This is a genomic window from Prosthecobacter sp. (genome assembly GCF_044222565.1).
Classification (GTDB): domain Bacteria; phylum Verrucomicrobiota; class Verrucomicrobiia; order Verrucomicrobiales; family Verrucomicrobiaceae; genus Prosthecobacter.
Genome location: NZ_JBGANA010000019.1, coordinates 18,005 through 30,089 on the forward strand (window position 1 = coordinate 18,005; position 12,085 = coordinate 30,089).

Annotated in this window: 10 protein-coding genes; 2 read left to right on the forward strand and 8 right to left on the reverse strand. The window is 61.4% G+C overall.

Annotation, left to right across the window (positions count from 1 at the left end; translation table 11 throughout):
* Positions 1–3 precede the first annotated feature (3 nt).
* The 4 genes from ACILSR_RS23600 to ACILSR_RS23615 all read right to left on the reverse strand — a co-directional run bounded on the left by ACILSR_RS23600 (position 4) and on the right by ACILSR_RS23615 (position 4,134).
* Complete coding sequence (locus ACILSR_RS23600) at positions 4–984, reverse strand: hypothetical protein (protein WP_395752267.1); 981 nt, start codon at positions 982–984, stop codon at positions 4–6.
* 19 nt (positions 985–1,003) lie between these two features.
* Complete coding sequence (locus tag ACILSR_RS23605; RefSeq protein WP_395752268.1) at positions 1,004–2,326, reverse strand: TolC family protein; 1,323 nt, start codon at positions 2,324–2,326, stop codon at positions 1,004–1,006.
* 66 nt (positions 2,327–2,392) lie between these two features.
* Complete coding sequence (locus tag ACILSR_RS23610; RefSeq protein WP_395752269.1) at positions 2,393–3,463, reverse strand: sensor histidine kinase; 1,071 nt, start codon at positions 3,461–3,463, stop codon at positions 2,393–2,395.
* Complete coding sequence (locus tag ACILSR_RS23615) at positions 3,460–4,134, reverse strand: response regulator transcription factor (protein WP_395752270.1); 675 nt, start codon at positions 4,132–4,134, stop codon at positions 3,460–3,462. The genes ACILSR_RS23610 and ACILSR_RS23615 overlap by 4 nt, the downstream gene beginning before the upstream one ends.
* 158 nt (positions 4,135–4,292) lie before the next feature.
* On the opposite strand from ACILSR_RS23615, the gene ACILSR_RS23620 reads away from it, so the two are divergent.
* A complete protein-coding gene (locus tag ACILSR_RS23620) occupies positions 4,293–6,278 on the forward strand; it encodes an LTA synthase family protein (protein WP_395752271.1) in 1,986 nt (661 codons plus the stop codon).
* Position 6,279: 1 nt separating this feature from the next.
* On the opposite strand, the gene ACILSR_RS23625 is transcribed toward ACILSR_RS23620, so the two are convergent.
* Entirely contained in the window at positions 6,280–7,839 is a 1,560-nt protein-coding gene (locus ACILSR_RS23625; RefSeq protein WP_395752272.1) for an amidohydrolase family protein, read from the reverse strand.
* Between the two features lie 87 nt (positions 7,840–7,926).
* On the opposite strand from ACILSR_RS23625, the gene ACILSR_RS23630 reads away from it, so the two are divergent.
* A complete protein-coding gene (locus ACILSR_RS23630) occupies positions 7,927–8,850 on the forward strand; it encodes a D-alanine--D-alanine ligase (protein WP_395752273.1) in 924 nt (307 codons plus the stop codon).
* 5 nt (positions 8,851–8,855) lie between these two features.
* Here the strand turns inward: ACILSR_RS23630 and rarD are convergent, their stop codons facing one another.
* The 3 genes from rarD to gap form a co-directional block, all read right to left on the reverse strand.
* A complete protein-coding gene (gene rarD / locus ACILSR_RS23635) occupies positions 8,856–9,746 on the reverse strand; it encodes an EamA family transporter RarD (protein WP_395752274.1) in 891 nt (296 codons plus the stop codon).
* Entirely contained in the window at positions 9,736–10,917 is a 1,182-nt protein-coding gene (locus tag ACILSR_RS23640) for an MDR family MFS transporter (protein WP_395752275.1), read from the reverse strand. The genes rarD and ACILSR_RS23640 overlap by 11 nt, the downstream gene beginning before the upstream one ends.
* A 118-nt stretch (positions 10,918–11,035) precedes the next feature.
* Positions 11,036–12,085, reverse strand: a complete 1,050-nt coding sequence (gene gap / locus ACILSR_RS23645; protein ID WP_395752276.1) for a type I glyceraldehyde-3-phosphate dehydrogenase — start codon at positions 12,083–12,085, stop codon at positions 11,036–11,038.

Here is a 12,085-nt window from a genome sequence, read left to right on the forward strand (position 1 = left end):
GCGTTATTTCCCAGTCATGAATTCCGTGCCAAAAAGCTCGGCCGAGCCATCCGTCACAATTTTGGTGCCGATAGGGGGACCGCTGGCGAGCACGGCCTCCGCGCCAGCCACGCGGGCCACCTGAACGCGCTTCCTCGTATAGCTATGCTCCGCTGTCTGAGCATAGACCCACTGGCCGCCATGGATGTCATACAGCACCGCATTGAAAGGAATGACCGCCTGTTCCTCCTGGCTGCCCGGAGTGGAAATTTCGACAGCAACTCGCTCCCCGGCGCGCAGGGTGCTGTCCGCCGGCAGCTGGTAATACCAGTCCACCGTACTGGTCAAAGCATTGGCGGTGGGCGGACCGGCCACGGGATCTGCACTCACGCTCTTCGCCCCGGCGCCCAGCGTGCGAACGCTCGCCGGGGCCCTGGCATCCAGCAGATTGATCTCGCCGCTGTAGATGGCCACGCGCACCCAGGCGCGTTTGCTGCCGCCCGGCTTGCCCACTGGGGCGCCGAGGATGTCGCGCTGGGCCTTCGCCGTGGCCAGGGTGCCTTCGGCAAGAGAAAGGGCGGTCTTGGCCTCATCGACCGAGCGCACACTGCCAGCCTCCGCATTGAGCACTTTCTGAGCACGCTCGACGGCGATTTTTGCCGCGTCGATTTGCACCTTGGCCTGAAGGATGCGGCCATCCGCCGCGGCCTGGAGATCGGCGAGACGCAGCACTTCATCCAAAGTGCCTCCAAGAACCGGAGCAACACCGCTGCCTTCTCCCGCAAGAGGATAAACGACCTCGCCCGAAAACAGGCGCGAGCCGGGCACAAGCTTCTTCTCCACCGGCACCACTTTCAGGCGAAGCTTCTCCTCGGCATCGGCCTTCAGCGTGACGACCACGAGGTCCCCCTCCTTGGTCACGGCGGCGGGAGCGGCACCGCCTGAGTCGGCGGCATGGAGCGAACTCACTGCGAAGAGGAGAGCCAGAGGAGCGAATGTTTTCATGGTGAGCGTGACTTAAAAATCAAAGGCGGGCCTGCATGGCATCTTCCAGCGCACCGGCGGCGGTCTGCGCCTCGATCTCTGCGGTGATGCGGGCCAGATTTGCCGTGCTGGCCTCGATCTGACGGCGCGTGAGCTCCAGAGGTGAAAGCTCGCCGGCCTCGACCATGCGCTTCGTCGTGCCGGCAGCAGCACCGGCTTCCTGCGAGAGCGTGGCGGCCGTAGCGGCCTTTTTGCGCGAAGCTTCGTACGCAGCCAGCGCGATGTTCAGCTCTCCTTGGATTGTGTCCTGCTGCGCGAGAAAGCGCGCCTCGGCGGACTTACGTTTTGCTTCTGCCTGTGCGATGGGGCCGCGGTTGCCATTGACGGGCAGTTCGAGGCTCACGCCGAGCTGCCAGCGGTTTTGACCTTGGTTGTAGTCGAAGCCGGGGCCGAGGCGCACATCGGGATACTGCCTGGCGTATTCCAGGCGAAGCGAGGACTCTGCCGCGGCATAGTCCGCCAGCAACGCCATCAGATCGGCCCGCTGCGTGAGCGCCAGACGCCGGCTGCTGCTGGTGCTCTGGGCCGGAAGACGTGTGAAGCTGGAAAAATCCAGGCTGATGCTTTTCAAAGCTGAAAGGGGCACACCCACCGCAGCGGCGAGCTTTGCCTCGCCAGTGGCGGCGAGGCGTTGGGCATCCTGCAATGAAAGGCGGGTGCGGTTCAGTGCCAGGCGCGCCTGGGTCAGCTCGAAGGGTGACACATCTCCCGCCTCCATTTGCGCGGTGAGTTTTTTGATGGCCTCATCATGCAGCCTCTGCTCCGTCTCCAGCAGGCGGATGTTTTCACGGGCGCTGTGCAGCTCCAGCATGGCCATGCGCACACGTGAGCGTGCGGCCCAGGCGCGGGAAGACACGCGCCATTTGGCGGCCTCGGCGGCGGCCATCGCCTGCTCGGTGCGGCGGGTGCGCTTGCCCGCGGTTTCGATCTGATAGAAGACGTTTCCAGCGAGAAACCATGGTGTTAGATTGTTGCGGTGAAAGCTGGCGTACTGCGGACCGAAGGTGAAGACGGGATTGGGCCGCTGCTTGGCTGTCTTGATGGCGGCCGTCAGTTCGTCTGCCTCAGCGCGTGCCACGGTGACGTCAGGATGGAAGTAAGCGGCGGCAAGTGCCAAACGGTTGACCTCCCATGGGCCTTGAGCTGCCTTCTGCTCCATGAGAAACTGATGCAGGCCCGGATCATTGAACGAACGCCCCGCAAAGGCCGCCGAGCTGGCCTCCGCCGAGAGCGGACGCGCCTGATAACGGGCGCAGGACGCCAGCACAGCCGAGAGGGAAACCAGGAACAGGACTCGTTTCATAGGAACAGGAGCGATGATGCGGCCAGGAGGGTCAATCACGAGTGAAGATGCTGTCATTAAGCGGGGTCATTTCGGACCCGTGGGCAGGCGCAAAGTCAGCCGAGTGCGACCGTCCTCCAGCACCTCGAAAATCAGGGTGCCATGATGCGATCTGGCGATGGATTCGGCGATGCTGAGGCCCAGGCCGCTGCCCTCGACGGTGCTGCTGTGCGAGGGATCGCCACGGAGGAAGCGTTCGAAGACTCGGGACCGCAGTTCCGGAGGAAGAACCGGGCCGGTATTGGTGATGAGGAAGACAGCCTGGTCCTCGTCACGACGCACAGCCATAGCAATGCTGCCGTTTTTGTGGTTATGCTTCACGGCATTGTCGCCCAGAATGAGCAGCAGCTGACGCAGGCGCATGCGGTCTCCGCTCACTTGGACGGGCTGGCACTCATCAAGGGTGATGGAGATGTTTTGCGCGGCGGAGAGAAGCGTGACGTCTTCGACGAGATCGCGCACGAGTTCATGCAGGGCCACGGGACCGTGCGCGGTTTCCAGCAGGCCTGCGTCCGCCTTTGCGAGGAAGGCCAACTGACCCACGATGCCTGAGAGGCGCTGCACCTCCTCCAGCATGGAGGCGATGCGCTCACGGTGCGCCGCAGGCGTGCCGCTGTCCGCCATCATTTGTTCCAGGGTGCCATGGAGAATGGTGAGCGGTGTTTTGAGCTCATGCGAGGCATGCAGGGTGAACTCGCGCGTTTGCGTGAAGGACGCGCCGAGGCGCTCTTTCATGCCATTAAACACGGCGGACATGCGGTCGATTTCGTCTCCATTGCCGCTGCGCGCCACAGGTTCGGCGAGGTTGGACGTGGTGGTCTTCTCCAGCACCTCGGTGAGCTCCTCAATGGGCCGCAGGGCGCGCCGCATGAGCAGGCTGCCGCCGATGATGCCCAGCAGCAGCGCAGGCAGACCGCCGAGCAGGATGATCTCGACCGTTTCCACCAAGGGGTTGTGTTTTGATGCCGCCTCCACGCCACCGCGCAGCGCCACCTCCTTTTGCTCGGTAAATTCAAACCAGCTCCAGAACGCCACGATGACGAGAGACACGCTGAGCGTGGCGGCGTAGTAAAACAAAATGCGGCGGCGAAGGGTCATGGCTGAAGACGTATCGCGTACCCGAGGCCACGCACGGTTTGGATGAGGACGGGCGTGTGGTCGCGATCAATTTTCTCGCGGAGACGACGGACATAGACGTCCACGAGATTGGTGCCGGGGTCAAAATCATACTCCCAGACGCTGACGATGATGTCCCGGCGGCTGACGACGCGCCCTTCGGCGCGCAGCAGGCACTCCAGCAGCAGGCTCTCGCGCGAGGAAAGGTCGATGCGCTTGCCCGCACGACGCGTCTCGCGTGTGCCGGTGTCGTAGGTGAGGTCCGCGAGCGCCAGCACCGCGGGCTTGAGCACCACATTCCGCCGCAGCAGTGAGCGCAGCCGTGCGAGAAGCTCTGACATGGCAAAGGGCTTTGGCAGATAGTCATCCGCTCCCGCGTTCAGCCCCTCCACACGCTGCTCCACCTCGCCGCGGGCGGAAAGCATGAGCACAGGCGTGGTGCGTCCCTGCTGCCGCAGTTCGCGCACAAGGCTGAGACCATCCCGGCGTGGAAGCATGATGTCCACCACCAGGGCATCAAATTTCCCTTCCAGAGCGTGCTGCAGGCCGCTCTCTCCGTCCGCCACATGAGTGATCTCGAACTCCTCCTGCCGAAGCGCGCTGGCGAGCAGTGCGGCGGTCTTGGGATCATCTTCGACAATCAGGATTTGCATGCCTCAAGAAAGAGCGTCCGGCGATGGCGGCAAATGAGGAAGTTGTCATATAGGCTCCGGTCCTACGCTGAGCTGCCGGACGCCCTTTGTCTTCAAATTCAAATCCGTGCTCGGCGTTGCAACAGCCATTCGTTAGCTATCGTGCACAGCGTCCGACCATGATTTCCAACCCCCAACCATCCGCCATTCCACAACGACTGGCGCCACGATCCGCCATCGCACGCGGTGCCGTTTTGATCGCCGGCATGTTTCTCGTCATAGCGTTCGCCACCCGTGTGGCGCTCATGATTCAAGGGCGGCACGACATTGCTTTGGATGCCTCGCTGGTCGGGTCATTCGGCATGGGGCTGTGGTACGATCTGCTGGCGGCCAGCTATGCGGTGGTGCCGTGGTTTTTGCTCACGCTGCTGCTGCCAGCGGCGCTGTGGCGCAGTCCTTCCGCACGCTGGGTGGTGGCGTTTCTGCTGCTGCTTTACTCGGTGGTGTTCATCTTCATCGGCGTGGCCGAGTGGTTCTTCTGGGATGAGTTTCAGGTGCGGTTTAATTTCATCGCAGTGGATTATCTCGTCTTCACCCAGGAGGTGATCGACAACATCCAGCAGTCTTACCCCATGCCGCTGATCTATGCGGGGCTGGCTCTGGCGGGCGCGGGTGTGGTGTGGGTGGCGTGGAGGCTCGGTGGCGTGAACTGGGTGTGTGCCGGAGACGGGGCATGGAGGCTACGAATCGTGCCCGTGCTCGGAATCGCCGTTTTGGTGGTGGGCATCTCCAATCTTTTTTCGCAGTCGCAGCTCCCGCGCTTCAGCAATGAATTCAACCGTGAGCTGGCCAAAGACGGGCCCTATGCCTTCTGCGCTGCGTTCTGGGAAAGCGAGATCGACTTCGAGCGCTTCTATCTCAAGCAGGACACGGACAAGGCCCTGGCCCGTGCGAAGGAACTTCTCATCCTTGCAGACACACCGCCCGCCAGCGCCGACCTACGCGATTTGCGCCGCGTGATCAAACACGACGGACCCGAGAAACGGCACAACATCGTCTTCGTCTCCGTGGAGAGCCTGAGCGCGGCCTTCATGAGCCACTTCAAGGTGAACTTCAAGATGAAGTCCTACCTCACGCCAAATCTGGACCGGCTGGCGGATGAGGGCATCCTTTTTACCAATCTTTACGCCACGGGCACGCGCACCGTGCGCGGCCTGGAGGCGCTGACGCTGAGTGTGCCTCCCACTCCAGGCCAGTCCATCGTCTGGCGGCCGCTGAACACGAATCTCTTCACCTCCGGCTCCGTCTGCCGCAGCCGTGGTTATGATGTGAGCTACGTGTATGGCGGAGACGCCATGTTTGACAACATGCGCACCTACTTCTCGCGCAACAACTACCGAGTGATCGATCGCGGCACGAAGCCCAAGAGCGAGATCACTTTCCAAAATGCCTGGGGCGTGGCGGACGAGGACCTTTTCCGCTGGGCTATGCAGGAGGCGGACACCAATCATTCGGCGAACAAGCCTTTCTTCATGCACGTCATGACGGTGTCCAATCACCGCCCCTTCACCTTTCCAGAAAACCGCATCGACATGCCGCAGGGTTCCCGCGAGGCAGCCGTGAAATACACGGACTGGTGCATCGGCGACTTTTTGGAAAAGGCGAAGTCCAAGCCCTGGTTTGCCAATACGATTTTTATTGTGGTGGCGGATCACTGCCACGGCAGTGCTGGCAGGATGGAGCTGGACGTGACCAAGTACCACATCCCCTGCATCATCTGGAATCCGCAGCTCATCCAGCCGCGATCGTATGACCGCCTGTGCAGCCAGATCGACATGGTGCCGACGCTGTTTGGCCTGATGAACTGGAGCTATACGACGCGCACTTTTGGCCAGGATGTATTCTCTCCAGGCTACACGCCGGACAAGGAGCGCATCTATGTCTCAAACTACCAAAAGATCGCCTACATCACGCAGGGAGATTTTGCCATGCTCAAACCCAAGCAGGAATTCACGCTGGGCAAGGTCGATCTTAAAGCGGGAACGATCACGCCGGAAAAATCGGACTCGCTGCAATCCCGGCTGGATGACACCATCTCGCTCTATCAGGCAGCGTCGTGGCTCTTTCGCAATGGACACCTGGGAGCTGACACCAGCACACCGTAAGCTACTGCCCCATGCGCAGCGGGCCTCCGCTGCGCATCTCCGTGAACGCGCTGTCGCGAATCGTGACGCCGCCGTTCACGATTACATGAGTGAACCCCTCCGCGTAATGATGGGGGTCGCTGAAGGTGGAGGGATCGCTGACTTTTTCCGGGTCGAAAATCACGATATCCGCATGGGCGCCCGCCTTGAGCATTCCGCGATCTTTGAGATGAAAAGTCTGTGCAGGCAGTGAGGTCATCCGGCGAATGGCCTCGGGCAGAGTGAGCAGCTTCAGTTCACGCACATAACGCCCGAGCACCCGCGCATTGTTGCCATAGCTGCGCGGGTGCGGCACGTCTTCTCCGAAACGACGTGGCCCGCCATCACTGGCGACCATGGTGAGGGGGTGCTCCAAGAAAATCTGCAGATCCTCCTCGGTCATCCCGTGAAAGATGGCGCTGGCTCCGCCCTGCTTTTCGATGTCGAGAATCACTTCGATCTGATCATCCAGCGCGTCTGATCCTCGCCGCATCTTCGCCGCTTCAGGAATGGTCTTGCCGTTGAGCGAGGAGTCGGCCCTGCAACGAGCGATCACCGCATAGCTGTAGTCCTTGCGCCCCTGGCGCGCGCGCATCTCGGCCATCTTGGCGATGATGGCGGCCTTCTGCTTTGGATCAGAAATCCGCGCGACGAAGTCCTCGTGCTCGCCTTCGAGGGCGGCGTCCGGCAAAGTCTGGCGCAGCCCAGTGCTGGATGCGGTGTAGGCGTATTGGTCGTGTGTGATCTTCAAGCCGGCGGCACGCGCTTTGTCGAGCACGGTGAGCACCTCCTGCGCTTTTCCCCAGGCGGTGGGACCTGAGAGCTTGATGTGCGAGACTTCGGCACGGACTTTGGCCTCCCTGGCAATGCGGATGATTTCGTCCAGCGCTTCAAAAATGCGCACCGTCTCATAGCGCATGTGGCTGACGTAGATGCCGTCGTGCGCCGCCGCCACTTTCGCCAGCGCGATGAGTTCGTCTGTCTTGGCAAAAGAACCGGGGACGTAAATCAGGCCGGTGCTCAGGCCGACGGCGCCGTCCTTCATCGCCTGATCGACGAGCGCCTTCATCGTGGCGAGTTGCTCGCCGCTCGGCGCCCGGATGAAGCTGCCTCCCATGCCCTGCTCACGTACGGAGCCATGCCCGATCAGCGTGGCCACATTGAGGGCGACTTTTGACTCTTCAATCTCCTCAAAGAACTTCCCCACATCCGTGCGCGAGTGGCCGCAGTTTCCGGTGATGATGGTGGTGACGCCCATGCGCAGAAAATTTTCCGCCGCCGGGATGAGGCAGATGTCCTCCGAGTGGGTGTGCACATCGATGAAGCCCGGGGCGGCGACTTTGCCACCGGCATCGATCACCGCATCCGCCGAGCCTGTGACCTGGCCCACGGCCACGACGCGGCCGCTTTTGACCGCAATGCTGCCGTGGACCAGCGGGGCGCCACTGCCATCCGCGATCTGTGCGTTGGTGATGAGCAGATCGAACTCGGCCGCGCAGGCGGAACTGGCAAGCAGAAGGGCGAAAAGGAAACCGGATTTCATGATGTGAGGGAAAGACGTGGCGGATGGCACGGACATTGCCAGGATTCCTTTTGCCAATCCGGCCTCCGCATTCCATATCTGCGCATTATGATCGATCTGACGAACAAGAAAATCGCCCTCCTGATGGGCGGCCCCGGCTCCGAACGCAAAGTTTCGCTCAAAACCGCCGAAAGCGTGGCCGAGGCGCTGCGCAGCAAAGGCGCGGAAGTCATCGAAGTGGACGTCACCGGCCCGGACTTCGAAGTGCCCGGAGATGTGTTCGTCGCCATGAACCTGATTCACGGCACCTTTGGCGAGGACGGTCAGATCCAGGCGATTCTGGAGCGGCGCGGCATTCCGTACACGGGCGCCGGAGTGGAGAGCAGCCGCATCGCCTTTGACAAACTGCTGAGCAAAGAGCGCTTCATTTCCGCCGGCGTTCCGACTCCGCGCTCCCAGACCTATCCGCTGGATGGCAGCGAGGCCCTGAAGATTTCCCTTCCGCTGGTGGTGAAGCCGCCGCGGGAAGGCTCCAGCGTCGGCGTGCACATCTGCCACACGCAGGCTGAGTTTGAAGCCGCCATTGAAGACGCGAAAAAATTCGGAAATGACACGCTCATCGAAGACTACGTGGCCGGCAAAGAGCTGACCGTTGGTGTGCTCGGCGACCAGGTGCTGCCCATCATTCACATCGAGCCTGTGGAAGGCTTTTACGACATCAACAACAAGTACCCCTGGATGGGAGGCACCGGCAAAACGAACTACAACTGCCCCGCAGCGCTCAGCCCCGAAGTGACCAAGGCTGTGCAGGAGGCCGCCAAGGCAGCCTTTATTTCCTGCGGCACGGAGGTCTATGGCCGTGTGGACGTGATGCTGCGCGACAGCGATCAGGCCCCCTTCGTGCTCGAGGTGAACACCATTCCCGGCATGACGAGCAGCAGCCTGCTTCCCAAGGCCGCGAAGGCGGTGGGAATCGAGTTCCCGGATCTTTGCGCGAAGATCATCGAACTGTCGATTGCCGCACGGCCTTGAGTTGCTCAGGCCTTGCCGGGTTTTCTCATCGACAGGTCGCTGCAAAACAGCAGCACCCCGAGCCAGATCAGGCCAAACGACACCAGAGCCCCGGTGCCGATCGGCTCATGGTACATCAGAGCTCCCACCAGGAACTGGCCGGTGGGAGCGAGGAACTGCAGCACGCCGAGCAGCGCGAATGGAAGCTGCCGTGCCGCATGCGCGAAGCCCAGCAGGGGAATCGTGGTGATGATGCCGAGGCCGGTGATGAGCAGCACGTCGTGCGACGAAGCGGTGCCCCAGATGTGCGCGCCACTGTGCTGCGCCCAAAGCAGATAGGCCGCCGCCACAGGAACGCCGACGACGGTCTCCATGGCAAGGCCGGGAAGTGATCCCAACGGCGATCGACGCCGTGCCAGGCCATAGAGCGCAAAGCTCCCTGCCAGCAGCAGGCCGATCCACGGGAACCTGCCCACCAGCACCAGCTGGGTCACCACCCCGCAGGCGGCCGAGGCGATGCTGAGTTTCTGCAGGCGCGACAATTTCTCGCCCAGCATGCGATTGCCGATGAGGACATTGAGCAGAGGATTGATGAAATAGCCGAGGCTGCAATCGAGAATGCGCCCGTGCTGGGCCGCCCAGACGAAGACGCCCCAGTTGATGGCCAGCAGGAACGCGGACCACGCGTGCGCCTTGAACAGACGCATGTCCCGCACCGAGCGCAGAAATCCCACCCACTCGCCGCTCAGCATCAGCACAGGCAGCACGACGGCCATGGTCCACACAACACGCTGCGCCAGGGCTACATCGCTGCCGAGGTGGCCGAGCTGCTTCCAATACACCGGCAGCACGCCCCAGAAGCCAAAGGCGACCACAGCGCTCAGCACTGCATTGGCGGGTGGTTTTTCAGGATTCATGAGACGAAGTTTTACGGGTGTAGAGAATGAGCAGCGCTGCTGCGATGCCGAGCGTGGCATTCAGCACCCAAAGCACCGTGGAGTGGTGATCATAGAGCATCATGCCGAGTGCGGAGCTGGCCGTATTTCCCGTACACCACGCCAAATTTTGGAAGCCTACGTAACGGCCGCGCATGTCTTCGGGCGAAAGACTCGCCGAGTAGGCCTGCTGCCGTGAAAACGCGGACATCTCCCCGAAGGTGAACACAATCATCATCAACACAAATGCCCCGAGAGAGCCGCTGGCAAGAAAGACAAGGAAACTGGCCCCCATCAGAACATAACCCAGCGCGAGCACTCGTTTGACCGGCCATGTGCGCAAACCATTCGCCAGCGGCACTTCAAACAAGCAGATCATCACGCCATTCAAAGCGAGCACGAGCCCGCAGAGGTGCAGCGGCAGAGCACTCCGCTCAAAATGCAGGGGAAAAGTGGTGTTCGTCTGCCGGAAGATCCACGCAGTGCAGATGCAAGCGCCAAACAAAGCCAGGAATGCATGATTGTCTCGGATAGACATCCACGCACGCCCCCAGCCCGCGTGCTCGCGTGCCGTACGCCGCCCTCTGGGGAGGAAACGCCAGGCAATGATGCCAAACACGACGGACGTGGCTGCATCGACTGCAAACAGCCAGAAGAATGAGCCTTCGGAACCATCAATGAGAAACCCCGCCGTCGCCGGCCCCAGCGACCATGCCAGGTTGACGGCGAAACGCTGCACCGAATAGGCGATGATGCGGTGCTCGGGCGGCACGATGTCTTGTACGAGCGCAGCACTGGCAGGTTGCCCCGCTTCAGTGATCGCTCCGGTAAGGAAGGCCAGAGCCGCCAGTGCCCGCCAGTCCACCGCCTGAGACATGGCCATCATGCAGACCGCACCGGCAAGCGACGACACGGCCATGGTGACGTTCCGGCCGAGGCGGTCGGCCATCCAGCCGCCCATCCAGGCAGCGACAAAACCGCCCACAGAATACGCGGCCACCGCGAACCCGGCCTGCGTGGCCGTGTTGCCATTCCGCGTGATAAAGAGTGCCAGGAACGGCACGACGAAGACGCCGAACCGGTTGACGAAAGTCGCGCCTACGAGAACCCAGAAGGGTCTGGGCAGGAGACGGATTTGAGAAAAGAGGGACATGGTTGGAGACTGAAAAAGAGAGGCATGGGAATAGGGTGATGAGCAGAAACGCAAAACGGGCCGGCTCAGGTGAGCCGGCCCGTCGAAGGCTTTAAAGGTTGTCTGTGTTCGTTAGGGATTACAGGCCTTTGCTCACAATGTATTTCACGAGATCGACGACTCGGTTGGAGTAACCCCACTCGTTGTCGTACCAGCTCACCAGCTTGAAGAACTTGCTGTTCAGCTCGATGCCGGAACCGGCGTCAAAGATGGAGCTGTGCTGGTCGTGCATGAAGTCGGTGCTCACCACTTCGTCGGCGGTCCAGTTCAGGATGCCCTTGAGGTAAGTTTCGCTGGCCTTCTTCATGGCGGCGGAGATTTCCTTGTAGCTGGTTTCCTTCTCCGTCTTCACGGTGAGATCGACCACGGAAACCGTCGGCGTCGGCACGCGGAAGGACATGCCGGTCAGCTTGCCCTTCACTTCCGGGATCGCGAGACCCACGGCCTTGGCGGCACCGGTGCCGGAAGGGATGATGTTGATGGCGGCGCTGCGGCCACCTTTCCAATCCTTGGCGCTCGGGCCGTCCACCGTCTTCTGCGTAGCGGTGTAGGAGTGGATGGTGGTCATGAGGCCTTCGGCCACGCCAAATCCTTCCTTCAGCAGCACGTGCACGATCGGCGCCAGGCAGTTCGTGGTGCAGCTTGCATTGGAAACGACGTGGTGATTGGCGGCGTCATACTTCTCATGGTTGACACCCATGACGACGGTGATGTCTTCATCCTTGCCAGGAGCGGAGATGATGACCTTCTTGGCGCCGGCGTCGATGTGGCCCTGGGCCTTGCTGCGCTCGGTGAACAAACCGGTGGACTCGATGACGATGTCCACGCCAAGCTCTTTCCAAGGGAGCGCCGAAGGACCTGCGCGCACGGCGAGGCACTTAATCTCATGGCCATCGACCACGAGGATGTCGTCTGCAGCAGCGTCAGGGCTGGACTTCTTGGAGGAGACGTTCTCACGGGCCTTGCCCTGAGTGGAGTCGTACTTGACGAGGTAGGCCAGATTGTCAGCAGGCACGAGGTCGTTCACGGCGACGACGTCGATTTCCTTGCCCAGGAGGCCCTGGTCACAGATTGCGCGAAATACGAGGCGGCCGATGCGCCCGAAACCATTGATGCCGATTTTGACCAT